Origin of the sequence: Streptomyces sp. A012304 (assembly GCF_026008495.1) — a bacterium.
In the GTDB taxonomy this organism is placed as follows: Bacteria; Actinomycetota; Actinomycetes; order Streptomycetales; family Streptomycetaceae; genus Streptomyces.
Genome location: NZ_BQUN01000068.1, coordinates 1 through 25,318 on the forward strand (window position 1 = coordinate 1; position 25,318 = coordinate 25,318).

Consider the following 25,318-nt stretch of genomic DNA (forward strand, 5'->3'; position numbering starts at 1 on the left):
GTTGAGAGGCGGTAATAAATTTAACTGAGTTGCGTTTTTGGGGGTACGCTCGACGCATGACGTCACCCGACCCCGCGCCGCCGCTGCCGGACCCGGACGACTCCGCCGCCACCCTCCTCCAGGAACGCGCCCACCACGACACCTGCCGTGCCGCGCTCGCCGCGATGCTGGCGGGCGCCGACCTCCAGGTCGTCACCGGGGAGGACGTCTCCGCCTCCGGCGCCGACGCCGAAGTCCTCGGCTTCCGGCTGCGCAGCCAGGCCAAGGCCCTGCGCGAACTCCCTCCCGGCCCGCTGTTCTTCGGCCGCCTGGACTTCCTGGCGGGTGACGGCGACCACGCCGGCCTCGGCTACCACATCGGGCGCGTGCGGATCAGCGAGCACCCGGCCGCCCCGCCCCTGGTCGTCGACTGGCGCGCCCCCGTCGCCCGCGCCTTCTACCAGGCGAGCGCCCGCGACCCGCAGGGCGTCGCCGTCCGCCGCCGCTTCGGCTGGGCGCCGGGCAGCCGGGGCGACTCGGCCGACCTGACGGGCTTCGAGGACGAGTGCCTGAGCGGTGCGGTGCCCGAGGCCGGGAAACGCGAAGGGGAGCAGGAAGCCGGACACATCCTCACCCGTGAGATCGAACGGCCCCGGATCGGCCCCATGCGCGACATCGCGGCGACGATCCAGCCCGAGCAGGACGACCTCGTACGAGGCGAGCTGGCCGCGTCGGTGTGCGTGCAGGGCGCCCCCGGCACCGGCAAGACCGCCGTCGGCCTGCACCGCGCCGCCTACCTCCTCTACACGCACCCCCAGCGCATCCGGCGCGCCGGCCTGCTGATCCTCGGCCCCAACCGCGCCTTCCTCTCCTACATCGCCGAGGTCCTGCCCTCCCTCGGCGAGACGGGCGTACGCCAGTCGACGCTGACCGACGAGATCGCCCGCCACCCGGTCACCGCCACCGACCCCGAACCCACCGCCGCCGTCAAGCACGACGCCCGGATGGCCGAGGTGCTGCGCCGCGCGCTGTACGGCCGGGTGGCCGCCGGCCCCGTCGCCGACCTCACCGTGCCGGACGGCCCCTCCGTGCGGCGGATCACGGGCGAGGAGATCACCCGGATCGTGACGGACGTACGCGCCGAGGAGCAGCCGTACGAGGTGGGGCGCGAGCGGGTGCGGAGCCGGATCGTGCGCCGGATCCAGGAGCAGGCCGAGCGGCGGGGCGGACCGCGCCCGGCCGCCTGGCTGCGCCGGATCGAACGGTGCCGGCCGGTCGGCGCCTGCCTGGACGCCGTATGGCCGAAGGTCCGGCCGGAGGAGGTGGTGGCCGGGCTGCTGTCCGGCGAAGAGGAGCTGGCGCGGGCGGCCGACGGTCTGCTGGAGCCGGACGAGCAGCGGGCCCTGCGCCGGCCGGGCCCGCCCCGCTCGGCGCGGTCCGTGCGCTGGTCGGCGGCCGACCTGCTCCTCCTCGACGAGGCCGCCGGCCTGCTGCGACACCCCGAGGGCTACGGCCATGTCGTCGTCGACGAGGCGCAGGACCTCTCCCCGATGGAATGCCGGGCCATCGCCCGCCGGGTGCCCTTCGGTTCCCTCACGGTCCTCGGCGACCTGGCCCAGGGCACCACCCCGTGGGCCGCGCGGTCCTGGCGGGACCTCCTGACCCACCTGGGCAAGCCCGACGCGACGGTGGTGCCGCTGACCACCGGTTTCCGGGTCCCCGGCGCGGTCCTCACGCTCGCCAACCGGCTCCTCGCCCGCCTCGGCACCGACGTCCCGCCGGCCCGCTCCCTGCGCCGCGACGGCGCCCTGCGCGTCCGCCCGGCGGACGGCGACCTCCCCGCGACGGTCGTGTCCGCCGTCCGCGACGCCCTCACCCACGAGGGCTCCATCGCCGTCATCACCGCCGACGCGGACACCCCGCGCGTCCACGCGGCCCTCACCGCCGCCGGCATCGACACGGAGACGGACCCGTCGGGGCAGCGGTGCCGCGTCGCCGTCGTCCCCGCGACCCTCGTCAAGGGCCTGGAGTACGACCACGTCGTCGCCGTCGAGCCCGCCGCGATCGCGGAGGCGGAACAACGCGGCCTGAACCGGCTGTACGTGGTCCTGACCCGGGCGGTGTCCCGGCTGGACGTGGTGCACGAGCGGGGCCTGCCCTGGTGACGGAGGGCCCGCCGAGGGACCCTGGACGGCGATGCTGCTCTTTCTCGACATCGACGGGACGCTGATCCCCTTCGGCGGCACGGACCGCCCGTACCCCGAGCACCGGCCCCGCACGGGCTACGACCCCGGCCCGCACGCCCCGCACCCCCTCCTGCCCCGCCTGGACCCGTCCCTCGGACCCCGCCTCCTCGCCCTGGGCTGCGCGCCGGTGTGGGCGACGACCTGGCTGGACGACGCGAACGCGGTCGTCGCGCCGTGGCTCGGCCTGCCGCCGCTGCCCGTCGTGGACTGGCCACGGACGCCGGCCTTCGGCGGGCTGCACTGGAAGACGCGGACCCTGGTCTCCTGGGCGGCCGGCCGGCCCTTCGTCTGGCTCGACGACGAGATCACCGCCACCGACCGCGCCTGGATCACCGCCCACCACCCCGGCCCGGCCCTCCCGCACCGGGTCGACCACCGCACGGGCCTCACCGACGCGGACTTCGCGCTGGTGGAGACCTGGCTGTCCGCCCCCCACGGCCCTGCCGGGCCTCGACCACGGCCGCCCGGGCTTCCCCCGACGACAGCCCCACCCTTCACCGGACCGGACTTCGGTGGGCCGCGATCGGAGCCGGAGTGACGCGGTGAGCGGCCGAAGGGCGAGTCCCTTCCGGCCCGCGCGGACTCAGCTCTTGACGGCCTCCGCGATCCGCTGGGCGGTCTGGGCGGGAGTGAGGTGCGTGGTGTCGACGACCTCGGCCTCGTCGTGCAGCCATGTGAGGGCCGCCTCGGCGTAGGGCTCCAGGTGCGCGAGACGGAACGACGAGGGGCCGAGGACGGTGTCCCCCTCGATGCGCGCGCGGAGGGTGTCCTGGTCGGCGTGGAGGACGAAGTGCCGTACCGGAACGGCGTGCTGGGCGAGACCGGTGCTGATCTCGCGCCAGTACTCCTCGACCAGGACGGTCATGGGCATCACCAGGGTGCCGCCGGCGTAGTCGAGCACGCGGCGGGCGGTCTCGACCACGAGCGGTCGCCACGGCGGCCAGTGCTGGAAGTTCTCCGCCCCGGGCCCGGGCAGCCCGGGCGTGATGTCCATGAGGGTCTCGCCGACCTTCTCGGCGTCGAGCACCCGTGAGTCAGGGATCAGCCGCTGCACGAGTGCGCTGGTCGTCGTCTTGCCCGCGCCGTGAGTGCCGTTGAGCCATACGATCACGAGACCGGACACTACCGCGACACGCCGGTGACACACTTTTGCAAGCAGGGTGCTTGCAAAAGTTAGCAGGGTTGGTGCACGCTGGAGGCATGGCATCGCTCAACGTCGGCAATCTCGGTGAGTACCTGCGCGAGCAGCGGCGGAACGCTCAGCTCTCGTTGCGGCAGCTCGCCGACGCCGCCGGGGTGTCCAATCCGTACCTGAGCCAGATCGAGCGCGGGCTGCGCAAGCCCAGCGCGGAGGTGTTGCAGCAGGTCGCCAAGGCGCTGCGGATCTCCGCCGAGACGCTGTACGTGCGCGCCGGCATCCTCGACGCGGACCGGGATCCGGACGAGGTCGAGACGCGGGCCGTCATCCTCGCCGATCCCACGCTGACCGAGCAGCAGAAGCAGGCGCTGCTCCAGATCTACGAGTCCTTCCGCAAGGAGAACGGGTTCGCGGTCGGCGACGGCGCGGCGGACACCCCGGTCGGCGGTACCGACGTCGATCCGCAGCAGACGGCCGGTTGACCGGACCAGGGGACCAGCCGTCCGGCTGCGGATCACCAACCCACATCGACGAACGCTACGAACGCGAATACGGGAGACCAACACCATGGCCATCACCGACGACCTGCGCAAGACCCTCAGCGACCCGACTCCGCTCTACTTCGCCGCCGGCACCGCCGACCTCGCCCTCCAGCAGGCGAAGAAGGTGCCGAGCCTGGTCGAGCAGCTGCGCACGGAGGCCCCGGCCCGTCTCGAGGCGGTCCGCAACACCGACCCCAAGGCCGTCCAGGAGAAGGCCGCGGCCCGCGCCAAGGAGGCCGGCGCCAAGGCGAGGGAGGCGCAGGAGACCTTCCAGGCGAAGGTCGGCGAGTTCCTCGGCACCCTCGACGGCGACCTGAAGAAGATCGGCAGCACCCTCGACGCCGACCTGAAGAAGCTCGGTGAGACCGCCCAGGACCTCGCCCTGCGCAGCGTCGGTGTCGCCGCCGAGTACGCCGTCAAGGCCCGCGAGACCTACGAGAAGGTCGCCGAGCACGGCGAGCAGGCCGTGAAGACCTGGCGCGGCGAGGCCGCCGAGGAGATCGAGGAACTGGCCATCGTCGTCGAGGGCAAGGACGAGCCGAAGACGGAGCCCGCCGGGACGGGCACCGAGGCCAAGGCCGACGCCGCCACGCCGGAGAAGAAGGCCCCGGCCAAGAAGGCCCCGGCCCGCAAGACCACCGCGAAGAAGACGACGCCGCCGGCCAAGTGAGAACGACGGCGACACCAATACGGCGACGGGCCGGGCACTCCAGCGGTGCCCGGCCCGTTCTACGGGTAGCAAAAGCGCGGTTGCGGGTACGGTGACCGCGTAAGGACGTGCGATACGTGCCGACTCGGGTGGTGGACGTAGTGCTGATTGAGGGATTCGCGGGGTTCATGTCGTTGCTGAGCCTGGCGCTGATCGTGTTCAGCGGCTTCGCTCTCTTCGACGCGGCCATCCGCCGCGAGGACGGCTACCGGGCGGCCGACAAGCAGACCAAGCCCTTCTGGCTGATCATCCTCGGGATCGCCTTCGTGGTGAACCTGATCTTCCCCATCCTGTCGTTCCTGCCGATCATCGGCCTGATCGCGACCATCGTCTACATGGTCGACGTCCGGCCCGCCCTGCGCTCCCTGCCGGGCGGCGGCCGCAGCCGCCGGGGCGGCTCCAGCAGCGACGGACCGTACGGGCCGTACAACGGCGGGCGGTGAGCGACGGCGGCCGTATGCGGCGGGTTGCCGGGTGAGCCACCGGGGTGTGAGTGGCGGAGGCTGGTGGGCGGCGGCCCGTGAGCCCCGCTTCGGTTCTCAGGGAACCCGGTCGAGCAGGACCACCGCCACGTCGTCCGTCAGCTCGCCGCCGTTCAGTTCGCGGACCTCGCTGACCGCGGCCCGCAGCAGTTCCTCGCCGTGCAGGCCCGCGGCGAGCTGGCGGCTGATCATCTCCACCATGCCGTCCTGACCCAACCGCTCCTTGCCGTCGCCGACGCGCCCCTCGATCAGGCCGTCGGTGTACAGCATCAGGCCCCACTCCGCGCCCAGCTCGACCTGCATCCGGGGCCAGCGGGCACCCGGCAGCAGCCCGAGGGCGGGGCCGTTGTTCTCGTACGGCAGCAGCCGGGCCGGGCGGTCCGGGCGGAGCAGCAGCGGCGCCGGGTGGCCGGCCAGGCACAGGCCGGCGCGGCGGCCGTCGGGCGCGATGTCCACCGTGCACAGCGTCGCGAAGATCTCGTCGTCGTCGCGCTCGTGCTCCAGCACCTGCTGGAGGGTGCTCAGCAGCTCGTCGCCGCAGAGCCCGGCCAGCGTCAGCGCCCGCCAGGCGATCCGCAGCTCCACACCGAGGGCGGCCTCGTCCGGGCCGTGGCCGCAGACGTCACCGATCATGGCGTGGACCGTGCCGTCAGGGGTGCGGACCGTGTCGTAGAAGTCACCGCCGAGCAGCGCGCGCGAGCGGCCGGGGCGGTAGCGGGCGGCGAAACGCAGCGGGGAGCCGTCCAGCAGGGGCGTGGGCAGCAGGCCCCGCTCCAGCCGGGCGTTCTCCTGCGCGCGCAGCTTGCCCTCGGCGAGCCGCCGCTCGGCCGTGTCGGAACGTTTCCGCTCCACGGCGTACCGGATCGCCCGGCTCAGCAGCCGTCCGTCCAGCTCGTCGCGGAACAGGTAGTCCTGGGCGCCGACGCGCACCGCCTCCGCGCCGCGCTCGGCGTCGCCGGACGCGGTGAGCGCGAGCACGGCGTGCCGGGGCGCGAGCTGAAGGACGTGCCTGAGCACGGCCAGCTCGTCGTCGTCGGCGGTGCGGCCGGGCGCGGGCAGCGCGAGGTCCAGCAGGATGCAGTGGACGTCGTCGGTGAGCAGCCGCTCGGCCTCGGTGAGGTTGCGGGCGGTGCGCACGCGGATCGGCTTGCCGGCCGAGTCCAGCAGGTCGGGCACGATCGGGGCGGCCGTGGGGTCGTCCTCGATCAGCAGCAGTGTGAGGTTGGTGTGGGTGGCGGCGCTCACGCCTTGGGGGACGCCGTCGCCGGGCGTGGTGTTGTCCACGACCGTCGCTTCCTTCGCCTCGTTGCGATCGTCGCTGCGGTCGTCCGTGCGCGGGGCTTCTTCCTTGGAGGGGCCGCCTACCGCGGGCACGGCCTGCGCCTGACCACACTCCACGGCCGGGATCGCTCTCTGCCGCGGTACGGGTACGGGCATCGTCTTGGGTTCCTTCCCTCCCCCCGAGGGCATGGCGGGGACGAGGGACCTCGACCCACCGACGGGGACCATAGCGGCAGAAGGCGCCGCAGCGGAATGGTGTGAGGCAGGCCGCTTGATCTCAGGCCAGTGTCATATGCCGCGTTCCCTACCGCAGTTGGGCAGGCCGGCGAGGCCATGGGAATGACGAACATCACGTCCGTACGGGGTTTGGTGAACGTGAGGCGTGCCGTGGGTCACGTGGCCGGGGTCACGGGAGGTGGTTGTGTCCGGGTGGCGCGGTGTGGGGTGGTTGTGTGGATTAGGCCGCTTCTACGGTGATAGGGGCGGCACTTGGCTTTCGCTCGGCCGAACCCGCTGGGCGTCGAGGCATACGGGTCGCCCGCCCCGAGTCGAACGCGCGCGTGTCCTTCGACGCACCGACGTGCGGGCTGTCCGGGGCACCGACGCGCGGGCCGCCCGACGCGCCTGCCCGACCCGGTCGTCGGCTCGCGCCCGGGGCCACCGGTCGCTCACGCGTCCGGGCGGACGACCCCCAGGATCGGCATCGAGCCCGCGCCCGCCATGGTGATCGGGCGGCCGGGGCGGGGAGCGTGGACCATCGCGCCGTCGCCCACGTACATCGCCACATGGCTCGCGTCGTCGAAGTAGATGATCAGGTCGCCGGGGCGCATGTCCTTGATGTCGACGCGCCTCAGCTGCCGCCACTGCTCCTGCGAGGTGCGCGGGATCGCTACGCCCGCGTCGGCCCAGGCCTGCGAGGTCAGACCGGAGCAGTCGTAGGAGTCCGGGCCCTCGGCGCCCCACTCGTACGGCTTGCCCATCTGCGCGGTGGCGTACTTCACCGCCTGCCGGCCCTGCGCGGACCCCTTGGTGGTGATCTCGTCCAGGATGCCGGTGTCCAGCCAGGCGGTCTGCGCCTTCTGCGCGGCCTGCTGCTGGAGCTGGGCGAGGCGCTCCTTCTCCTCCTTCTCCAGCTGGGACTCGAGCTTCTCGGCCGCCGCGATCCGCTTCTCGATCGTCTTCTGCGCCGTCGCCTTGGCCTTGCGGTTGGCCTCCAGTTTCTGCCACTGGGCGGAGGCGTCCTTGGCGTACTGCTCCAAGTCCTGCTGGGTGCGGGTCATTTCCCCGATCAGGCCCTTGGTGGCCCGCTGGCCCTGGATGACCCGGCCGGCGCCGTCGAGGAACTCGCCGGGGTCGTCGCTGAGCACCAGCTGCGCCTCGTCCGGCAGGCCGCCGGTGCGGTACTGGGATCGGGCCGCGGCACCCGCGCGGTCCTTCATCCCGTCCAGCTTCTCGCGCCCGTCGACGATCTTCTTCGCCAGCGCGACGATCTCCTTCGACTGCTTGTCCGCCTGCTCCTCGGCCGCGTTGTAGGCGTCGGTGGCGACCGCGGCGTCGTGGTAGAGCGTGTCGAGCTTCTTGCGGATCGCCTCGAGGTCCTTGTCCGGCGCGGGCGGAGGCGTCAGGTCGGGGTCGGTCGTCGGGGCGCGCGTGGGGGAGGGTTCGGGTATCGGGGCCGCGAACGCCGGGGCCGGTAGCGCCAGGAGGGTGACCGCGCAGACCACGGTCACGGCCGACGCGATCAGGCCGCGCTTGCCCCTACCCATACGTCCCCCCATATCTGATTTACCGTCAGTAACTTACGGGCGCCTGGGGGATCGTGTCATGCCGCGGCCGAAAACGACAGAGGTCGACCTCACCTCCCGTTCCCTCCCCGGGTCTTCCCCCGTCCCCCCTCCAGTATGAAGATCCCCCGACCTGTGTGACGAGCACCTCACGGGGATCGTTCCCGCAGGCCGGGCCATTGTTTCCCGCCCCAGTCCGCACCTCGGTTCTGCCCCCCTGTCTGCCCCGGAGGCCGTACCGCGGTTCTCCCGTGGTTCGCCCCGCAGTCGGCCCCGCGGCTCACGCGGCTCATCCCCGAGGCGCCAAGGCCTCCCACAGCACCGTGACTTCACCCTGCCGCCAGCGCGCGGGACCGTCCGTAACCGGCCAGTCGGCCGCCAGGTCCCGCACGGTCCGGATCCAGCGCTGGCGGGCGCCGTAGGAGGCGTACGGCGCGGCGGCGGCCCAGGCGCGGTCGAAGTCGCGCAGGAACGTGTGCACCCGTTCGCCCGGCACATTGCGGTGGATCAGCGCCTTCGGGAGACGTTCCGCCAGGTCCGACGGGCGCTCCAGGGAGCCCAGCCGGGTCGCGAACGTCACCGTGCGCGGCCCCTCCGGGCCCAGCGCGACCCATACGTGCCGGCGGCCGATCTCATCGCAGGTCCCCTCCACCAGCAGCCCGCCCCGGGAGCCCTCCGTCGCCGGCGCGAGCCGCTCGCACAGCCGCTCCCACACCCCGGCGACCTCGTCCTCGTCGTACTGCCGGAGCACGTTGGCGGCGCGGATGAGGTGCGGCCGGCGGGGCAGCGGGATCTCGAAGCCGCCGTGCCGGAAGGCGAGCCCGTCACGCTCGTACGGCTTCGCCGCCGCGACCCGGGCCGGTTCGATCTCGACGCCCACCACGCGCGCGTGCGGCGCGACCGACCGCAGACGCCGGAGGAGTTCTACGGCCGTCCAGGGGGCGGCGCCATATCCGAGGTCGACCGCCACGGGCTCGGCGGCACGGCGCAGCTCGGCGCCGTGGACGGCGGCGATCCAGCGGTCCATGCGGCGCAGCCGGTTGGGGTTGGTGGTCCCGCGCGTGACCGTGCCCACGGGGCGGGAGGTGGCGCGGGATGTCATGGATACGAGGGTAGGTGGCGCGGAGTGCCACTCCGACCGCTCCGTCCGTTCCCTCTGCGTGCCGCTCCGTCCGTCACCACTCCTGCCCCAGGACTCCCGGACGCCCCCGATCTTCGAACGGTTGAGCGACTCTCGGTAACGCGTCGGCAAAGAATGGGCGCGCCGGAATGGGAACCGGCGCCTCCGGTGTTGGACCTCCTCGGAGGGCGCCCACCTCCGTCCGGCATGCCCGCAGCAAGGAGGAACGCCACGTGAGCCACTACGTCAGCAGGCTCGGGCGTCGCTCTACGGCGGCACCCGCGCGGCTCAGGCTCCACCGCCGTCCCCGTCGCATCGCCATGCTCTCCGTGCACACCTCACCCCTGCACCAGCCCGGCACGGGCGACGCCGGCGGCATGAACGTCTACATAGTGGAGCTGGCGCAGCGCCTCGCCGCGATCAACATCGAGGTCGAGATCTTCACGCGCGCGACCACGGCCGCCCTCCCGCCGACCGTCCAGATGGCTCCCGGTGTCCTCGTCCGGCACGTCGACGCGGGCCCCTACGAGGGCCTCGCCAAGGAGGACCTCCCCGCCCAGCTGTGCGCCTTCACCCACGGTGTGATGCAGGCCTGGGCCGGCCACCGCCCCGGCTACTACGACCTCGTCCACTCGCACTACTGGCTCTCCGGCCACGTCGGCTGGCTCGCCGCCCAGCGCTGGGGCGCGCCCCTGGTGCACGCCATGCACACGATGGCCAAGGTCAAGAACGCCAACCTCGCCGACGGCGACACCCCCGAGCCCGCCGCCCGCGTCATCGGCGAGATGCAGATCGTCGCCGCCGCCGACCGCCTCATCGCCAACACGGCGGAGGAGGCCGACGCACTCGTACGGCACTACTCCGCCGACCCCGCACACGTCGCCGTCGTCCACCCCGGCGTCAACCTCGAGCGCTTCAGCCCCGCCGACGGCCGCGCCGCCGCCCGCGCCCGCCTGAACCTCCCGCAGGACGCGCTGATCCCGCTCTTCGCCGGCCGCATCCAGCCCCTCAAGGCCCCCGATGTGCTCCTGCGCGCGGTGGCCGTGCTGCTGGACGAGCGCCCCGAGCTGCGCTCCCGGGTCGTCGTGCCGATCGTCGGCGGCCCCAGCGGCAGCGGCCTCGCCAAGCCGGAGGGTCTGCAGAAGCTGGCCGCCCGGCTCGGCATCTCCGACGTCGTACGCTTCCGCCCGCCTGTCGGGCAGGAGCAGCTCGCGGACTGGTTCCGCGCCGCGTCCGTCCTCGTCGTCCCCTCCTACAGCGAGTCCTTCGGCCTGGTCGCCATAGAGGCGCAGGCGGCCGGCACGCCGGTGCTCGCGGCGGCCGTCGGCGGGCTGCCGGTGGCCGTGCGCGACGGCGAGACCGGCTTCCTGGTGCAGGGCCACGAACCTGCCCGCTACGCGCGCGTGCTCGCCGACTTCGCCGACACACCCGAACTCTCCGCCCGCATGGGCGCGGCCGCCGCCCGGCACGCCCAGTCCTTCGGCTGGGACACCGCGGCCGCCGCCACCGCCGACGTCTACACGGCCGCGACCCACGACCACCGCCGTCGCGTACGCTCCCAGCATGGGTGAGCAGCAGCGCGCGACGCAGGTCATCGAGGGCGTCCTGAAGGACACCGACGTCGAGTGGGAGAGCCCCGAGTCCGGCACCTACGTCGTCCAGCTCCCCGGCACCCGCAAGCTGAGGACGACCGTCTCGCTGATCGTCGGCCGCCACTCCCTGTCCCTCAACGCCTTCGTCATCCGCCGCCCCGACGAGAACGAGGCCGGCGTCCACCGCTGGCTCCTGGAACGCAACCTCAAGCTGTACGGCGTCGGTTACGCCGTCGACCCCCTCGGCGACGTCTACGTCACCGCCCGACTGCCCCTGGAGGCGGTCACCCCCGAGGGCGTCGACCGTCTGCTGGGCCAGGTCCTGGAGGCCGCCGACGGCGCCTTCAACACCCTCCTGGAACTGGGCTTCGCCTCCGCGATCCGCCGCGAGTACGCGTGGCGGGTGTCGCGGGGCGAGTCGACCCGCAACCTGGAGGCCTTCAGCCGACTGACCGAGCGGTCCGGGGACTGACCGGCCGCGGTCGGGTCAGCGGCGCGACTTCTTCTTCGGTGCTCCCTTTCGCCGTGCCGCCGACCGGAGTTTCTGCGCCTCGTGGTTCTTGCCCTGGGCTTTCAGGGCGTCGACCAGGCTGTGCGTGATGCGCCTGGTGATCCGGTGCTCCGAGCCCAGTACCTCTCGGGCCCGCGACCGGGCCTTCTTCAAGAGCTCCTCCGCCTCGGCGGGACGGCCGAGAAGGTTCTGGACCATGCCGACGCTGTGTGCCGTGTCCAGGGAGTCGGGGTGATGTCCGCCCAACGCCCGCCGGTGCCCCCACAGAGCCTGCGTCAGCAGGCTCAGGCCTTCGTTCCTCCGGCCGAGGTACGCGGTGGCCAGGCCGAGCATGTGCAGGGTGCGCAGCCTGGCGGGGTGGTCCTCGGACAGTACCCGCTGCTGTCGACGCAGGACGTCGGTCAGTGTCGTGAACGATTCCCGGTGGCGGCCGAGATGGCCCAGAACGGTGCCGAGACTGAGAGCGGACCGCAGAGTGTCGGGGTGATCGGGGCCGATGAGGGTGCTGCGCCGTTCCATGACGTCGCGGATCCGGTCGTACGACTCGTCGAAGCGGTCCAGATTCATGAGGGTGACGGCGAGATCGTGGGCCGAGTGCAGGGTGTCCGGATCCTCGTCGCCCAGCACCCTGCGGCGCCGCTCGAGAAGATCTTCGACCAGGGGGAGCACGCTCTCGTGCTCGTCCATCCCGCCCAGCGCCCAGGTCACCATGTGGGCGGCGCGCAGGGTGTCCGGGTCGTCCTTGCCCAGGGACCCGAGCCAGGTCTCGTGCAGCGTCGCGGCCAGCGCGTACGCGGCCTGGTACTGAGCGCTCCGTACGAGGTACTTGGGGGCGTTCAACAGCGTGGGACGCAGCTCAGGCCGACTGTCCAGGTTCGGCAACATGTCCGTCAGATGCGGCGTCAGCGCCGCCCACCGCGGCCAGGACGAGGGCACTTCCGGGTCGCCGGGATCGACGGCGGTCAGCAGCGCGGCCACGTCGTCCCGCACGACGTCGGTGCCGCCCACCCGGTGCCGCAGCACCGCCTGCGTGAGGCGGTGCACCTGGAACTGGTCCGGGCCCACCACCGCGAGCCCGTACCGGGCCAGCGGCTGGAGCGCGTTGCCCGGCCACCGGAAGTCGTCCGGATCACCGGGTACGGACCGCAGGGCCGGACGTCCGGCGACCAGCCACTCCGTCGGGATCGGCTCCGGCCCGAGGAAGGCCGCCAGCCGCAGCACCGCCGTGGCCTCGGGATGCTCCAGGTCGAGCCGCTGCCTGGCGATCGTCACGGACGCCGCCAAGGGGACGGGATAGTCGTACACGTCCCCGTGCCCCAGCAGTTCGGCCGTGTCGGTGGTGAGGACGCTGAGGTACCGGTCGGCCGGCATCCCGTCGCCCAGTACGCCCGCGGCCTGCGCCATCGCCAGCGGCAGGTCGCCCAGGGCCTCGGCGAGCGCCTCCGCCCGCTCGGCGCCCAGGGTCGGCAGCCGGCCGGTCAGATACGCCAGTGACTCCTCACGGCTGAACACCCCGAGCGGCAGCCCCGGCACGATCTTGCTCCACGCCGGGTTGCGGGCCGTGATCAGCACATGCCCGCCGGTCCCGTCGGGCAGCCAGGTGCGCAGCGCCAGCGGGTCCTCCGCGTTGTCGAGGACGATCAGCCACCGGTCGTGGGCGCGCAGGTACTCCAGGGCGTACCGGGCGTTCGTCTCGACGCCGGCGTCCGGCTTGGCCACACCGACCCGCGCGGCGAGTTCCGCGTACCGGGCGGACACCTGCTCACTCTGCTCGGCGTCGACCCACCAGACCAGGTCGTACTGACCGGCGTAGCGGTAGGCGTACTCCAGCGCGACCTGGGTCTTGCCGATGCCGCCGGGTCCGTGCAGCGCCTGGACGGCGGCGTTCGGCTTGGCGAGCAGCTTGTGCCGCACCTCCTCCAGGAGCACGTCCCGGCCCGTGAAGTGCGGGTTGCGCAGCCGTCGGCGAAGGTCCCACACGGCGGGGGCGTCGGCGTCGGAGGGGTACCGGGGCCGTGGTCCCGGCCGGGCGGGCCTCCGCGTGCGGGACGCCCCGGCGGAGGCAGGCCGTCTGCCGGGACGGTCCTGCCTTTCCCGTGCTCCGGGACGGTCGGACGACCCGGGATAGTCGGGCGGCCCGTCGGGCTCGGTGGGTCCGCGCAGCGCCCGGCCGAGCGCTTCGACGGCCTCGGACTCCTCCAGGTCGTGCAGCTTCGTGCGGATCAGGGGACGCAGGATCGGGGGGAGTTGACCGCTGTCCAGCGGTTCGACGACCAGGGGGACGAAACGGCCCCGGCCCGCCATGACCGCCGTCCACTCCTCCTCGGTGTGCCGCCCGGGCGCGAAGTACTGCGGCGAGAACAGGGCGACGAAGGCGGAGGCCCGCCCGAGCGCGTCGCTCATGTTCTTCATGAAGTCGTCGCCGGTCCGCCAGTGCCACACGTCCAGCTCGACCCCGTACCCGGCGTCCCGCAGATGCCAGGCCACCCACTCCGCCCACTGGCTGTCCGGCCCGGCGTGGCTGATGAAGACCAGCTCGGAACCATCGGATACAGCGGAACTGTGGTTCATGCCCGTCTCCCACCCCAGCGGCCCCAGCGGTCTCCCGTACCGCTGCTCCTTGTATACCGTGCGCACGCACGGGGTGACGGCCGAAGTGCCCTACCCCGCGCGGACTTGGCCGGGCTCCGTCTCCACCGCCCGCTCGGCGACCGGCTGCGGATCCTTCAGGCCGCGCATCAGCAGGGCGTACCCGACGCCCGCGACCGTCCCCACCACCGCGCACAGCCCCCACAGCCACTGCGCGCCGAACCGGTCGATGACATACCCGGACACCAGCGGGGCGACGAGCGAGGCCACCGCCCAGGACATCGTGTACATGCCCTGGTAGCGGCCGCGGCCATGGGTGGGGGAGAGGCGTACGACGAGCCCGGTCTGGGTCGGCGCGTTGACGACCTCGGCGAGTGTCCATACGCAGACGGTCAGCGCGAACACCCCGACCGATCCGGCGAAGGCGGTGAGTCCGAAGCCGTACCCGGCGAGGAGGGAGGAGACGACGAGCAGCCGCCCGGGATCCCGGTGCTCGATGAACCGGGTGACCGGGATCTGGAGGGCGACGATGAGGACGCCGTTGACGGCGATGGCCATGCCGTAGTCGGCCGGGGTGAAGCCGGCCTCGCCCATCGCGACGGGCAGCCCCACCGACCCCTGCTGGAAGACGAAGGCGATGAGGAAGGACAGCCCGACGACGCCCATGAACCGCCCGTCGCGCAGCACGGTCCCCAGCCCGACGGCGTCCTCGGTGGTGTCCTCGTCGTCCTTCTGCGGCCTCGACTCGGGCAGTTTGAGGAAGACGAGGACGGCGCAGACCAGCGTCATCGCGGCCTCGATGAGAAACCCGGAGAGGTAGGAGTACTCGGCGATGAAGCCGGCGCCCATGGAGGAGACGGCGAAGCCGAGGTTGATCGCCCAGTAGTTGAGGGAGAAGGCCCGCACCCGGTCCTCGGGCCGCACGATGTCGGCCATCATCGCCTGCACGGCGGGGCGGGAGGCGTTGGATGCCAGGCCGACGAGGAACGCGACGGCGGCGATGGCGACGGGATGGTGCACGAACCCGAGGAGGGCGACGGAGAACGCGGTGGCGGTCTGCGCGACGAGCAGGGTCGGCCGCCGCCCGAGCCGGTCGGCCATCACCCCGCCCCCGAGCGAGGAGACGACCCCGCCCAGCCCGTGCAGCGCGGCGACGAGACCGGCGTAGGAGGCGGAGTAGCCGCGCTCCAGCGTCAGGTACAGCGCCATGAAGGTGGCGACGAAGGCCCCGAGCCGGTTGACCAGGGTGCTGGCCCACAGCCACCAGAACGCGCGGGGCAGCCCGGAGACGGATTCACGGACGGCACGCCTCATGGCGACGACGGACACGGCGAACCCCCGGTATGTAAGTGGCGAAGAAGGCACAGGAAACTTACGAGCAAGGTCGCTGTGCGGGCCACCGAATTAGCAGATCCCGTCAACCGTCCGCTCTGCGGGCGGGGCGCACCTCGTCCCAAAGCCTTCGATTACGCTCAGACGCATGGCCGACGCACCGTACAAGCTGATCCTCCTCCGCCACGGCGAGAGCGAGTGGAACGCGAAGAACCTGTTCACCGGCTGGGTGGACGTCAACCTCAACGAGAAGGGCGAGAAGGAGGCAGTCCGCGGTGGCGAGCTCCTGAAGGACGCCGACCTCCTCCCCGACGTGGTCCACACGTCCCTCCAGAAGCGGGCGATCCGCACCGCGCAGCTCGCACTGGAGGCCGCCGACCGCCACTGGATCCCGGTCCACCGCAGCTGGCGCCTGAACGAACGCCACTACGGCGCCCTCCAGGGCAAGGACAAGGCCCAGACCCTCGCGGAGTTCGGCGAGGAGCAGTTCATGCTCTGGCGCCGCTCCTACGACACCCCGCCCCCGCCGCTGGCCGACGACGCGGAGTTCTCCCAGGCGAACGACGCGCGCTACGCGACGATCCCCCCGGAGCTGCGCCCCCGCACGGAGTGCCTCAAGGACGTCGTCATCCGCATGCTCCCGTACTGGTACGACGGCATCGTCCCCGACCTCCTGACCGGCCGCACGGTCCTGGTCGCCGCCCACGGCAACAGCCTCCGCGCCCTGGTCAAGCACCTCGACGGCATCTCCGACGCCGACATCGCGGGCCTCAACATCCCCACCGGCATCCCCCTCTCCTACGAACTGGACGCCGACTTCAAGCCGGTCACACCGGGCGGCACCTACCTCGACCCCGAGGCAGCCGCAGCAGCGATCGAAGCAGTCAAGAACCAGGGCAAGAAGAAGTAAGCCCCCCGCGTAAGCCCCCTGCCTGCGGGATCTCCGCCGGGAGGGGGCTTTTCGCTGCCTCTGGGCCGTCTCCGGGCCGTCGCTCCCGTTCGCTGAGGCAGGAGGGGTGCACCGGGGAGGGGCCCCTCGTCCGTTCGTTCAGGAAGCCCGGATCGCCCGGTCGATCTCCGCGCCGGTACGGGCCACGACGACGGGCCACTCGTCCCTGAGGGAGGCGGGCAGAAGCTCGCGGTCCTCGTCCCGCTGGATCATGGTCGGCCCGCCCGGGACGATGAGCACGGCATCCAGCCGTCGCAGCAGGACGGCCAGGAGGTCCATGATCCCGGCCCCTCCGAAGCGGTTGAGGGTGATGCCGGTCGGGCTGTTGAAGTACACACCCGCCTCCTCCCCCTCCGCCGTACTCACCAGCAGGAAGTCCGTCTCGGGATCCCGCGCCACCGCATAGGGGCCGAGGACCTCGTGCGCGGCACTCATGTCCAGCGGCGCCGGCTCACCGTTCTCGAACCGGCACACGAAGATGTCAAAACTCATGGAGTTCCTTCTCACCTCAGGTTGCGGAGCGCTTCCAGAGTTTGAGCCGAGGCCCCTGAACGGCACCCGGACGGGGCGCCCGGCGCCCTGGTAAGCCTTGTCCGCCCAGCACTTCACGTCGGCCTCGGCGAGCGCGTCGATGATGCCGTGGCGTCGGGCGGCGGTCAGGTCACGTATGTATCGGTACACGGTCGCGACGCCTATGCCGAACCCGGCGGCGAGCCGCGCGTAGGTGTCCCCGCACCGCAGGTGGGCGAGGACGAGCAGGGCCTGACGGCCGACAGGCAGCCGTCGCCACCGGGTCCCGATCTCAAGTTTCCGGCTGGCAGGACGCCCGGCAGAAGCGTCGGGCCGATCCGGGGTGCGGCCCGGGGTTCCGGAGCCGGCTATGCCGCGTTCGGCGGGGTCGACTGGAAGTGGCGCTGGCGCGTGCGGAGGAAGGGCACCGTGCTGCTGAGCAGGACCAGGAGCAGGACGACCACGCCCGCGGGGGTGAGCTGGACCGTCACCTGAAGCGTGGTGGGCAGCACGGCCACCGCCACGCCCGCGACGGTCAACCGGTTACGCGTGCCGAAGAGCAGGGCGATCGCGAGGACCCCGGCCCACAGGACCCCGGCCCACAGCGGGCCGATGACGCTGAGAACGCCCAGCACAAAGGGGTAGTACGTCTCGACGAGCTGCACGCCCGACATCAGGACAGCCGCCAGCACGGTGGTTCCCATGATCGTGCGGCGTTGTGACAGGGACGTGCCGAGCAGATCCCTGGGTGCGGCGAGGACGATGGCGCCGGTGAGCAGCGGCACGGCCAGTCGGATCACTGCGATCGAGGGGGTGCCGTGGAAGCCGGAGGAGGCGAACGCGGCCAGCAGGACGTCGGCCAGGCACAGCACCATCGCCGGCACGACGAGGGCACGGGCCACGGTCCAGCGCCCGGTCCAGACAGCCGCGAGCGCCGCCAGCCAGAGCAGCGGCGTGAGGCCCGTGTTGGCCAGGCTCAGCACATTCGGGGAGGAGGACGCCGGCAAGGTCCGGACGCCGGGGGCGAAGAGCCACAACAGGCCCGCCAGGAAGCTGCCCGTCGCCACGGCGACAGCCAGCGGGGCCGCCTGCGCGAGGACCTGCCCCGCCATCCGGTCGGAGCCCAGGCCGGTGCGCCGCCGCAGGCCATGGCCGGCGACATCGAGCGCCTCGCGCAGCCGGCCGAGCGGGCCGGCATCCTGCGTCGCCTCGGCATAGATCGCGGTCAACTCGGCTTCGTGCTCAGCGCGGTAGGCGGCCGGATGGAGGCGCAGCGCCCAGCGGAACGCGAGTGAGCTGTGCTGCTGCGTCATGCCAGGGCCCCCTTCGGGCGGATGGCGTGGGCGCGACGGGCGGCCAGTCGACGCTCCGCCTCGGCGACGACAGCACGCAGCCGCTCCGTCTCGGCGCTCAGCACGTCTCGGCCGGCCTCGGCGAGGGCGTAGACCTTGCGCGCCCGACCGTCCACGACCTCCTCGCGCTCGACCCGGATCAGGCCCTGCTGGACCAGCCGGTCCAGCGCGCCGTAGAGAGTGCCGGTGCGCATCCGCACGCGGCCCTGGGAGATCGCGTCGATCTCCTGAATCAGTCCATAGCCGTGCCTGGGCTCGTCGGCCAGGGCAGTGAGCAGGAGCAGCGTCGGCTCCTGAAGCGGTCGCTCATTCATGCCACCTATATATATCAGCGACCGACATATGTCGTCGATCGATTCGTCGGTCTCGTCGGCCAGTAGCCTGCGACGATCACCTGTGCTGGTCCGGTTCGCCAGGAGCGGTAGCTTCCACGAACCCTCCAGGCGTCTCTCAGCTCGACCTGCCGAGACGACCAGGTCCTGACGCGTGTGTCGTCCGGGCCGGCCTCCGGTCCGGACCGTCACGCGGCATCATGACGGCGTGATCACCATTCATCTGAGGTACGAGATCGACGCCGACAAGCTTGCGGACTTCGAGGAATACGGTCGTCGCTGGGTTAGGCTCGTGAACCGTTTCGGTGGGACGCACCACGGCTACTTCCTGCCGAGTGAGGGCGACAGCGACATCGCCTACGCCCTCTTCTCGTTTGCCAGTCTGGCCGCGTACGAGCAGTACCGCACGGACATCAAGTCCGACCCGGAGTGTCAGGAGGCGTTCGAACTGGCTCGTGCGACCCGCTGCATCAAACGCTACGAGCGCCGGTTCCTCAGGCCGCTCGACGGACTGGTCTAGGGAGAAGGGGCAGAAGTATGCAAGGGCAGGACTGGATCGAGCAGGCGGGTGAGCTGTTCGAGGCGGCGATGTTCGGCGGGGACACGTCCGCGCTGGACCGCTCCGATGACGTGCTGGACGCGGTCGAGGCGCCGCTCTCGATGGCGCGGGGCAAGGTACTGCACGTCCGCTTCCTGAACGACCGCGAGGAGAACAGCCAGGAACTGCTGTTGTTCGAGCGCGCGGCCGAGTTGTACAAGCGTCTGGGGGACGCGTCCGGCGAGGCGGACGCGTTGTTCTGGGTCGGCTGCTGGCACCAGGTGGTCAAGGGCGACGGCGCCACCGGCAGGCCGTACTTCGAGCGGTCGTACGCGCTGGCGAAATCCGTCGACGACCGCAGGACGATGTCCTACGCGATCCGCCACCTCGGCTTCGCCGAGCAGGAAGCAGGCCACTTCGAGCAGGCCCGCGAGTGTTTGACCGCATCGGTGACACTGCGCCGGGAGATCGGCTTCCAGCCCGGGGTGGCGGCCGGACTGGTGGCGCTGGCCTACCTCGCGGCCGAGACCGGCGACCCGTCGGGGGCGTCCCGCCACCTCGACGAGGCCCAGTCGGTCGCCGAGAGCTGCGGCGCCAAGGCCGTGCTGGGGTGGATCGAGCAGGCCCGCACGGGCATCCGCTAGGTCTTGCTGATCTTGCTCCTCCGGACGCCCCGGCGTGACAGCCCACCGCGTCGCCCGGTGACGGCCGTTCGCCCGCAGCCCGGTGACGGCCGTTCGCCCGCAGCCCCGGCGACGGCCGTTCACCGCAGCCCAGTGACGGCCGTCAACGGTTCGCCCCGCATCCCGGGCGTTCAGAAGAGTTCCGGCCCTCGCCCCAACTCCTGCTCCGCCCAGATCGTCTTGCCCTTTCCGCCCTGTCGTGTCCCCCACCGCTGGGTGAGTTGGGCGACGAGGAGGAGGCCTCGGCCGCCCTCGTCGTAGGTGCGGGCCCGGCGGAGGTGGGGGGCCGTGTTGCTGCTGTCGGTGACCTCGCAGATGAGGGTGTTGTCGTGGATGAGGCGGAGCTGGATGGGGGGTTCGGCGTGCCGGATGGCGTTGGTGACGAGTTCGCTGACGACCAGTTCGGTGATGAACGCGGCGTCGCCGAGCCCCCATGTCTCCAGTTGCGCCACCGCGTCCTTCCGGGTCTGGGCGACGGCGGAGGCGTCGGCCGGGACCTCCCAGGTGGCGACGCGGGAGGCGTCCAGGGCGCGGGTGCGGGCGAGGAGCAGGGCCACGTCGTCGACGGGGCGCTGGGGGAGCAGGTCGGCGAGGACCGCGTCGCACAAAGTGTCCAGGGAGGGGGCGGGGCGGCCGAGCGCCTGGCACAGGCGGCGCAGGCCCACGTCGACGTCACGCTCGCGGGACTCGATCAGGCCGTCGGTGTAGAGGGCGAGCAGACTGCCCTCGGCCAGCTCCAGCTCCACCGCCTCGAAGGGCAGTCCGCCCAGGCCGAGCGGCGGCCCGGCCGGCAGGTCGAGGATCTCGACGGTGCCGTCGGGAGCCGCCACGGCCGGGACCGGGTGGCCGGCCCGGGCGAGGCAGCAACGGCGCGAGACGGGGTCGTACACCGCGTACAGGCAGGTCGCGCCGACGCCGCCGGAGGTGTCCGGGGCCCAGCCGGTCCGCCGGGCGCCCTCGTCCTCGCCGGCGAGCCGGGAGACCAGGTCGTCGAGGTGGGTGAGCAGCTCGTCGGGCGGCAGGTCCATGTCGGCCAGGGTGCGCACGGCGGTCCGCATCCGGCCCATCGTCGCCGAGGCGTGCAGGCCGTGCCCGACGACGTCCCCGACGACGAGCGCCACCCGCGCCCCGGACAGCGGTACGACGTCGAACCAGTCGCCGCCCACGCCGGCGTGCGCGCCCGCCGGGAGGTAGCGGGAGGCGACCTCCACCGCCACCTGTTCGGGCAGCCGCTGCGGCAGCAGGCTGCGCTGCAAGGTGACCGCCGTCGCCCGCTCACGTGCGTAGCGGCGGGCGTTGTCGATGCTGACCGCCGCCCGGGCCGCCAGCTCCTCGGCCAGCACCAGGTCGTCCTCCCCGAACAGCTCGGGGTGCCGGTGCCGGGCGAAGACGGCGACACCCAGCGTCGTTCCGCGCGCCGACAGCGGCACCGTCATCACCGAGCGGATTCCGAACTCCCGCACCCGCGCGGCCCGCAGCGGATCCAGCGCGATCCACTCGCTGATGGCCGGGTCGGTCACCTTGTGCAGCATGGCCCGCCCGGAGCGCAGGCTCTCCACCGGAGCCGACCCCTGCGGGTACACGTCCACCTCGCCCGGCGCCACGACCGCCTCCGGGGTGCCCGGCAGCACCGACCGGTGCGCGGCCCGCCGCAGCAGCAGCGGCCCGTCCACCGCCACCGCCTCCGGCGGCCGTTCGAGTACGTCGTCCAGGGCGGCCAGCAGATCGACGCTGACGAAGTCGGCGAGCTCCGGGACGGTCATGTCGGCCAGTTCCTGCGCGGTCCGCGTCACGTCCAGGGTCCTGCCGAGGCGCCGGCCGGCCTCCGCGATCAGCTGGAGCCGCTTGCGGGCCCAGTGCTGCTCGGTCATGTCGTGCGCGGCCAGGCAGACCCCCCTGATGGTGCCGTCGTCGTCCCGCAGCGCCGAAAGGGACACCGACCAGGCGTGCTCGCGCGTCTCCCCGGCGGCGCGCAGGAAGTTCTCGTCGTACTGCGGCTCTCCGGTCTCCAGCACCCGTGCCATGCTGCGCTCGGCCTTGTCGCCGGCGGCGTTGTCGACGATCTCGTTCACGCGCAGGCCGCGCATCTCCTCCTCGGTGAGCGCGACGGAGCGTTCCATGTCGGTGTTGGCCCGCCGCAGCCGCAGATGTGTGTCGTACAGGGCCAGCGCGCAGCAGGGGGACTGGGTGAAGCTCCAGGTCACGAGTGGGTCGTCCATGGGCTGCCGGTCGAGGCCGGCCAGTGGCGAGACCACGAGCCACTCGCGGACGTCGGCCGCCGCCCCGGTCTCCGGTGTCCTGTGGTGGGCGATGACCCTGATCGAGAGGCGGTGACCGTCGCGGTGCCTCAGGGTGACCTCGCCGTTCCAGCGGGGCAGTTCGGCGAAGGGCGGCAGGTCGTGCGCGGGAACGGGGTCGGCCAGCAGCTCGGCGGCCGGGCGGCCGACGATCCGCGCGGCCGGATGGCCGAGCAGCTTCTCGGCGCCCTCGTTCCACGCTGTCACCGTGCCGTGCTCGTCGAGGGTGACGCGCGCGGTGAGGGCCTCCCGCACGATGGCGTCGAGGCGGCGGGTCGCCGTCCGGCCCGGGCCGGCGCCGGGGACGGTGCCCGTGCCGATGGGCTGCTCCATGATCGCTCAACTCGCTCTCGCGGAGATCCACTCACTCTCGCGGAGAACCGCCAGCAGGGCCGGCAGAACCAACAGCAGAGCCGGCGGAACCGACGGCAGGGGCGGTGGGCTCCGGAAACCGAGCCTCCGCCCCGCCTCCTCGTCCCGGTCCTCGGTCGTGAGGTGCCGCCTCACGAGATCGTCAACGGCACCTCGTGGATCTCGTCGGCCTTGTGCCCGGCGCGTTCGTGTATGCGCTGGACCGCGTCGGCCGACGGCCCCTCGGAGAGGCAGTAGACCGTGCCGGACGTCGGGTCCGCCCAGGCACGCTGGAAGTGCACGCCCTCGTCCTTCTCTATGGCGAGGTCGGCCTGGTGGGCCTGCCTGAGCTGGTCCTCCGTGATGCCCACCATGCCGTGGTGGACGTCCATGAACTGGGTCATCACCGGACCCCCTTCCCTTCTTCCGTTCTCTTACCCGTCTGTCCCTTCCATGCTGCGCCCCGCACCCGCCCCCGGGCGAACCCGCCGGCTGCCGGGTCCGGGAACGACGATGAGGGACCCGGCGACGACGCCGGATCCCTCACTCACTGACGTACTCGGTTTCCCCTAACCGCACTGGCAGGGACTGCCCGACTGGCAGCCGCAGCCGCACCCCGAGCCGCAGCCGCACGCGCCAATCAGCATCAGGTTCCTGGTCTCGGCGGGCTGCTCGGTCGGCCGTTCCTGGGTGGGGTCGGGCGTGCTGGAGGTGCTGGAAGCTTCCGCCATGGGTTCCTCCTGAAGGCCGGGGCGCCTGGACGCTGACGCGCCTGTCGCCTGGACGCTGACGCGCCTGTGCCCATTGCACGCCCGTTCCGCCGGGCGCATCAACGGCGCACTGTGGCTCCCGCACGCCTCCGAGGCCCCCGAGCGCCTCGCGCACGCCGCTCGCTACGCTCCCTCCGCCCCCGCCACCGGCTGGATCTCGGCCGGCACGTCCTGCTGGAGCTCGTCCGCGTGCTCGCCCGTCACCAGGAACACCACACGCTTGGCGACGGCCACCGCGTGGTCGGCGTACCGCTCGTAGTACCGGCCGAGGAGCGTCACGTCGACGGCCGTCTCGATGCCGTGCTTCCAGCGCTCGTCGATCAGGTGCTGGAAGAGGGTGCGGTGCAGCAGGTCCATCGCGTCGTCGTCGGACTCCAGCTGGAGCGCGAGGTCGACGTCCTTCGTGATGATCACCTCGGCCGCCTTGGCCATCAGGCGCTGCGCGAGCTGGCCCATCTCCAGAATGGTGGCGTGCAGGTCCTGCGGCACCGCGCGCTCGGGGAAGCGCAGCCGGGCGAGCTTCGCCACGTGCTGGGCGAGGTCGCCGGAGCGCTCCAGGTCGGCGGACATGCGCAGCGACGTGACGACGATCCGCAGATCCGTCGCCACCGGCTGCTGCCGCGCCAGCAGCGCTATCGCCCGCGCCTCCAGGTCGTGCTGCAATTCGTCGACCTTCTGGTCGGCCTCGATCACGCTCTCGGCCAGCTTCAGGTCGGAGTCGAGGATGGCGGTCGTGGCGCGCCCGATCGCCGACCCCACCAGCCGGGCCATCTCCACCAGACCGTCGCCGATCGAGTCAAGTTCCTCGTGGTACGCGTCCCGCATCAGGGTTCCCTCTCGTACGTCGCTCTTTGGGGGTCCGCCGTGTTCAGCAGGGTGTCTCCGCACCCCACGGTGCCACGGTCCGCCCCGTACGCGTCGGTTTCCGTCACCTCAAATGAACCACCTCTGGCTCCAAGGTGAACTCTGGGCGACGAGTGTTGGAGGTCCCGCTTCGATGGCTGTGGCCGGGAAGGATCTCGTGCCTAACCTGGATGCATGGACGTGAACGCGGCGGTCGCCGCAGCGGCAGCGATCGCCGGGGTGCTCACCGGCGTCATCGCCATGCTGGCGTTCCGTTGGAGCGAACGCGACCAGAATCGACCCACCAGGACCTCCTTGCACACCGATCCCGTTCTCCCCCCGGGCGTGGACACCGTCCTGTCGGTGCTCCGTTCCTCGGCCGTCGTCCTCGACGAGGCCGACGCCGTCGTCAAGGCCAGCTCCGCCGCCTACGCCCTCGGGCTGGTCCGCGGCGGCAAGCTCGCGGTGGAGCCGATGCTCCAGATGGCCCGGGACACCAGACGGGACGGCGAGATACGCCAGGTCGAACTGGACCTGCCCCGGCGCGGCACCGGACGCGGCGAGGCCCTCGCGGTCTCCGCGCGCGTGGCGCCCCTGGGCTCCCGGCTCGTGCTCCTCCTCGTCGAGGACCTCACCGAGGCCCGCCGTATCGAGGCGGTCCGCCGCGACTTCGTGGCCAACGTCAGCCATGAGCTGAAGACGCCGGTCGGCGCGCTCTCCCTGCTGTCCGAGGCCGTCATGGACGCCTCCGACGACCCGGAGGCGGTGCAGCGCTTCGCCGGCCGTATGCAGATCGAGGCCACCCGGCTGACCAGCCTGGTCCAGGAGCTGATCGACCTCTCCCGGGTGCAGAACGACGATCCCCTCGAGGACGCCGAGCCGGTCCGGGTCGACGAACTGGTCGCCGAGGCCGTCGACCGCTGCCGCCACCAGGCCGGCGCCAAGCAGATCACCATGGCCGCGGCAGGCGCCGCCGACCTGCACGTCTGGGGCAACCGGGGGCAGCTGGCCGCCGCTCTGGGCAACCTGGTCGAGAACGCCGTCAACTACTCGCCCGCCCGCACCCGCGTCGGCATCGCCGCCCGCCGGGTGACCGCACCCGGCGGCGACCTGATCGAGATCGCCGTGACCGACCAGGGCATCGGCATCTCCGACAAGGACAAGGAGCGCATCTTCGAGCGCTTCTACCGCGTCGACCCGGCCCGTTCCCGTGCCACCGGCGGCACGGGCCTCGGGCTGGCCATCGTGAAGCACGTGGCCGCCTCGCACGGCGGGGAGGTCACGGTGTGGAGCGCCGAGGGACAGGGCTCCACCTTCACCCTGCGACTGCCGGAAGCGGGCGCGGCCCGCGACCGGTCGGCGCACCAGCGCGCCGACCGGTCGCGGGC

General features: G+C 72.1%; 23 protein-coding genes and 2 pseudogenes. 11 read left to right on the forward strand and 14 right to left on the reverse strand.

Annotated features, from left to right (window positions below; all coding sequences use genetic code 11):
* The first annotated feature begins 56 nt into the window (after positions 1–56).
* Positions 57–2,144 carry an AAA family ATPase gene (locus ALMP_RS15105; RefSeq protein WP_264927927.1) on the forward strand — a complete coding sequence of 696 codons (2,088 nt, stop codon included), beginning with the start codon at positions 57–59 and terminating at the stop codon, positions 2,142–2,144.
* Between the two features lie 31 nt (positions 2,145–2,175).
* Positions 2,176–2,661 (forward strand): annotated as a pseudogene (locus ALMP_RS15110) (HAD domain-containing protein); the annotation flags it as partial.
* A 147-nt stretch (positions 2,662–2,808) separates the two neighbouring features.
* Here the strand turns inward: ALMP_RS15110 and ALMP_RS15115 are convergent.
* Positions 2,809–3,336, reverse strand: a complete 528-nt coding sequence (locus ALMP_RS15115) for an AAA family ATPase (RefSeq protein ID WP_264927931.1) — start codon at positions 3,334–3,336, stop codon at positions 2,809–2,811.
* 89 nt (positions 3,337–3,425) lie between these two features.
* Between ALMP_RS15115 and ALMP_RS15120 the strand changes: the two genes are divergently transcribed.
* The 3 genes from ALMP_RS15120 to ALMP_RS15130 all read left to right on the forward strand — a co-directional run bounded on the left by ALMP_RS15120 (position 3,426) and on the right by ALMP_RS15130 (position 5,057).
* A complete protein-coding gene (locus tag ALMP_RS15120; protein ID WP_264927932.1) occupies positions 3,426–3,845 on the forward strand; it encodes a helix-turn-helix domain-containing protein in 420 nt (139 codons plus the stop codon).
* Positions 3,846–3,930: 85 nt separating this feature from the next.
* Positions 3,931–4,575 carry a hypothetical protein gene (locus ALMP_RS15125; protein ID WP_264927934.1) on the forward strand — a complete coding sequence of 215 codons (645 nt, stop codon included), beginning with the start codon at positions 3,931–3,933 and terminating at the stop codon, positions 4,573–4,575.
* 167 nt (positions 4,576–4,742) lie between these two features.
* A complete protein-coding gene (locus tag ALMP_RS15130; protein WP_264927935.1) occupies positions 4,743–5,057 on the forward strand; it encodes a DUF2516 family protein in 315 nt (104 codons plus the stop codon).
* Positions 5,058–5,153: 96 nt separating this feature from the next.
* Here the strand turns inward: ALMP_RS15130 and ALMP_RS15135 are convergent, their stop codons facing one another.
* The 3 genes from ALMP_RS15135 to ALMP_RS15145 form a co-directional block, all read right to left on the reverse strand.
* Positions 5,154–6,533: a PP2C family protein-serine/threonine phosphatase gene (locus ALMP_RS15135; protein ID WP_264927936.1), complete on the reverse strand. Its 1,380-nt coding sequence runs from the start codon at positions 6,531–6,533 to the stop codon at positions 5,154–5,156.
* A gap of 512 nt (positions 6,534–7,045) precedes the next feature.
* A complete protein-coding gene (locus ALMP_RS15140) occupies positions 7,046–8,143 on the reverse strand; it encodes an NlpC/P60 family protein (RefSeq protein ID WP_264927937.1) in 1,098 nt (365 codons plus the stop codon).
* Between the two features lie 307 nt (positions 8,144–8,450).
* Entirely contained in the window at positions 8,451–9,263 is an 813-nt protein-coding gene (locus ALMP_RS15145; protein ID WP_264927939.1) for a class I SAM-dependent methyltransferase, read from the reverse strand.
* A gap of 251 nt (positions 9,264–9,514) precedes the next feature.
* On the opposite strand from ALMP_RS15145, the gene mshA reads away from it, so the two are divergent.
* Positions 9,515–10,852 (forward strand): D-inositol-3-phosphate glycosyltransferase, encoded by a 1,338-nt coding sequence (gene mshA / locus ALMP_RS15150; protein WP_264927940.1) that lies wholly within the window; start codon positions 9,515–9,517, stop codon positions 10,850–10,852.
* Positions 10,845–11,345 (forward strand): YbjN domain-containing protein, encoded by a 501-nt coding sequence (locus tag ALMP_RS15155; RefSeq protein ID WP_264927942.1) that lies wholly within the window; start codon positions 10,845–10,847, stop codon positions 11,343–11,345. The genes mshA and ALMP_RS15155 overlap by 8 nt, the downstream gene beginning before the upstream one ends.
* Positions 11,346–11,360: 15 nt before the next feature.
* On the opposite strand, the gene fxsT is transcribed toward ALMP_RS15155, so the two are convergent.
* Both fxsT and ALMP_RS15165 read right to left on the reverse strand, forming a co-directional pair.
* The gene (gene fxsT, locus ALMP_RS15160; RefSeq protein ID WP_264927944.1) at positions 11,361–13,955 is read right to left on the reverse strand and encodes an FxSxx-COOH system tetratricopeptide repeat protein; all 2,595 of its coding nucleotides are present in this window, start codon (positions 13,953–13,955) and stop codon (positions 11,361–11,363) included.
* Between the two features lie 90 nt (positions 13,956–14,045).
* On the reverse strand, positions 14,046–15,287 hold the full coding sequence (locus tag ALMP_RS15165) for an MDR family MFS transporter (RefSeq protein ID WP_375803487.1): 1,242 nt from the start codon (positions 15,285–15,287) through the stop codon (positions 14,046–14,048).
* A gap of 166 nt (positions 15,288–15,453) precedes the next feature.
* On the opposite strand from ALMP_RS15165, the gene ALMP_RS15170 reads away from it, so the two are divergent.
* The gene (locus ALMP_RS15170; RefSeq protein ID WP_264927946.1) at positions 15,454–16,215 is read left to right on the forward strand and encodes a phosphoglyceromutase; all 762 of its coding nucleotides are present in this window, start codon (positions 15,454–15,456) and stop codon (positions 16,213–16,215) included.
* A gap of 138 nt (positions 16,216–16,353) precedes the next feature.
* Here ALMP_RS15170 and ALMP_RS15175 read toward each other — a convergent pair whose 3' ends face one another.
* The 4 genes and pseudogenes from ALMP_RS15175 to ALMP_RS15190 all read right to left on the reverse strand — a co-directional run bounded on the left by ALMP_RS15175 (position 16,354) and on the right by ALMP_RS15190 (position 18,430).
* The gene (locus ALMP_RS15175; protein ID WP_264927947.1) at positions 16,354–16,746 is read right to left on the reverse strand and encodes a hypothetical protein; all 393 of its coding nucleotides are present in this window, start codon (positions 16,744–16,746) and stop codon (positions 16,354–16,356) included.
* A 54-nt stretch (positions 16,747–16,800) separates the two neighbouring features.
* A pseudogene (locus ALMP_RS15180) lies at positions 16,801–17,136 on the reverse strand (transposase family protein); the annotation flags it as partial.
* The gene (locus ALMP_RS15185; protein ID WP_264927948.1) at positions 17,133–18,077 is read right to left on the reverse strand and encodes a hypothetical protein; all 945 of its coding nucleotides are present in this window, start codon (positions 18,075–18,077) and stop codon (positions 17,133–17,135) included. The gene ALMP_RS15185 and the pseudogene ALMP_RS15180, both read right to left, overlap by 4 nt.
* Positions 18,074–18,430: a PadR family transcriptional regulator gene (locus ALMP_RS15190; RefSeq protein ID WP_264927949.1), complete on the reverse strand. Its 357-nt coding sequence runs from the start codon at positions 18,428–18,430 to the stop codon at positions 18,074–18,076. Before ALMP_RS15190 ends, ALMP_RS15185 begins: the two co-directional genes overlap by 4 nt.
* A 226-nt stretch (positions 18,431–18,656) precedes the next feature.
* Here ALMP_RS15190 and ALMP_RS15195 point away from each other — a divergent pair, with 226 nt between their 5' ends.
* On the forward strand, positions 18,657–18,968 hold the full coding sequence (locus tag ALMP_RS15195) for an NIPSNAP family protein (RefSeq protein ID WP_264927950.1): 312 nt from the start codon (positions 18,657–18,659) through the stop codon (positions 18,966–18,968).
* Positions 18,969–18,985: 17 nt separating this feature from the next.
* A complete protein-coding gene (locus ALMP_RS15200; protein WP_264927951.1) occupies positions 18,986–19,630 on the forward strand; it encodes a tetratricopeptide repeat protein in 645 nt (214 codons plus the stop codon).
* 170 nt (positions 19,631–19,800) lie between these two features.
* Here the strand turns inward: ALMP_RS15200 and ALMP_RS15205 are convergent, their stop codons facing one another.
* The 4 genes from ALMP_RS15205 to phoU all read right to left on the reverse strand — a co-directional run bounded on the left by ALMP_RS15205 (position 19,801) and on the right by phoU (position 23,912).
* Positions 19,801–22,299 carry a SpoIIE family protein phosphatase gene (locus ALMP_RS15205; RefSeq protein ID WP_264927952.1) on the reverse strand — a complete coding sequence of 833 codons (2,499 nt, stop codon included), beginning with the start codon at positions 22,297–22,299 and terminating at the stop codon, positions 19,801–19,803.
* A gap of 170 nt (positions 22,300–22,469) precedes the next feature.
* Positions 22,470–22,721, reverse strand: a complete 252-nt coding sequence (locus ALMP_RS15210) for an SCO4226 family nickel-binding protein (RefSeq protein WP_264927953.1) — start codon at positions 22,719–22,721, stop codon at positions 22,470–22,472.
* Positions 22,722–22,886: 165 nt separating this feature from the next.
* Positions 22,887–23,048: a hypothetical protein gene (locus tag ALMP_RS15215; protein ID WP_264927954.1), complete on the reverse strand. Its 162-nt coding sequence runs from the start codon at positions 23,046–23,048 to the stop codon at positions 22,887–22,889.
* A gap of 162 nt (positions 23,049–23,210) precedes the next feature.
* Positions 23,211–23,912, reverse strand: coding sequence for a phosphate signaling complex protein PhoU (gene phoU / locus ALMP_RS15220; RefSeq protein ID WP_264927955.1), 702 nt, complete (start codon positions 23,910–23,912; stop codon positions 23,211–23,213).
* 213 nt (positions 23,913–24,125) lie between these two features.
* Here phoU and ALMP_RS15225 point away from each other — a divergent pair.
* On the forward strand, positions 24,126–25,318 hold a 1,193-nt coding region (locus tag ALMP_RS15225), incomplete at its 3' end, for a cell wall metabolism sensor histidine kinase WalK (RefSeq protein ID WP_264927956.1).

Excerpts from the sequence above, each read along its gene's own strand:
- ALMP_RS15105 (WP_264927927.1), top strand. The coding sequence starts at position 57 with ATGACGTCACCCGACCCCGCGCCGCCGCTGCCGGACCCGGACGACTCC.
- ALMP_RS15120 (WP_264927932.1), top strand. The coding sequence starts at position 3,426 with ATGGCATCGCTCAACGTCGGCAATCTCGGTGAGTACCTGCGCGAGCAG.
- ALMP_RS15125 (WP_264927934.1), top strand. The coding sequence starts at position 3,931 with ATGGCCATCACCGACGACCTGCGCAAGACCCTCAGCGACCCGACTCCG.
- ALMP_RS15130 (WP_264927935.1), top strand. The coding sequence starts at position 4,743 with ATGTCGTTGCTGAGCCTGGCGCTGATCGTGTTCAGCGGCTTCGCTCTC.
- ALMP_RS15135 (WP_264927936.1), bottom strand. The coding sequence starts at position 6,533 with ATGCCCGTACCCGTACCGCGGCAGAGAGCGATCCCGGCCGTGGAGTGT.
- ALMP_RS15140 (WP_264927937.1), bottom strand. The coding sequence starts at position 8,143 with ATGGGTAGGGGCAAGCGCGGCCTGATCGCGTCGGCCGTGACCGTGGTC.
- ALMP_RS15145 (WP_264927939.1), bottom strand. The coding sequence starts at position 9,263 with ATGACATCCCGCGCCACCTCCCGCCCCGTGGGCACGGTCACGCGCGGG.
- ALMP_RS15155 (WP_264927942.1), top strand. The coding sequence starts at position 10,845 with ATGGGTGAGCAGCAGCGCGCGACGCAGGTCATCGAGGGCGTCCTGAAG.
- fxsT (WP_264927944.1), bottom strand. The coding sequence starts at position 13,955 with ATGAACCACAGTTCCGCTGTATCCGATGGTTCCGAGCTGGTCTTCATC.
- ALMP_RS15165 (WP_375803487.1), bottom strand. The coding sequence starts at position 15,287 with ATGAGGCGTGCCGTCCGTGAATCCGTCTCCGGGCTGCCCCGCGCGTTC.
- ALMP_RS15170 (WP_264927946.1), top strand. The coding sequence starts at position 15,454 with ATGGCCGACGCACCGTACAAGCTGATCCTCCTCCGCCACGGCGAGAGC.
- ALMP_RS15175 (WP_264927947.1), bottom strand. The coding sequence starts at position 16,746 with ATGAGTTTTGACATCTTCGTGTGCCGGTTCGAGAACGGTGAGCCGGCG.
- ALMP_RS15185 (WP_264927948.1), bottom strand. The coding sequence starts at position 18,077 with ATGACGCAGCAGCACAGCTCACTCGCGTTCCGCTGGGCGCTGCGCCTC.
- ALMP_RS15190 (WP_264927949.1), bottom strand. The coding sequence starts at position 18,430 with ATGAATGAGCGACCGCTTCAGGAGCCGACGCTGCTCCTGCTCACTGCC.
- ALMP_RS15200 (WP_264927951.1), top strand. The coding sequence starts at position 18,986 with ATGCAAGGGCAGGACTGGATCGAGCAGGCGGGTGAGCTGTTCGAGGCG.
- ALMP_RS15205 (WP_264927952.1), bottom strand. The coding sequence starts at position 22,299 with ATGGAGCAGCCCATCGGCACGGGCACCGTCCCCGGCGCCGGCCCGGGC.
- ALMP_RS15210 (WP_264927953.1), bottom strand. The coding sequence starts at position 22,721 with ATGACCCAGTTCATGGACGTCCACCACGGCATGGTGGGCATCACGGAG.
- ALMP_RS15215 (WP_264927954.1), bottom strand. The coding sequence starts at position 23,048 with ATGGCGGAAGCTTCCAGCACCTCCAGCACGCCCGACCCCACCCAGGAA.
- phoU (WP_264927955.1), bottom strand. The coding sequence starts at position 23,912 with ATGCGGGACGCGTACCACGAGGAACTTGACTCGATCGGCGACGGTCTG.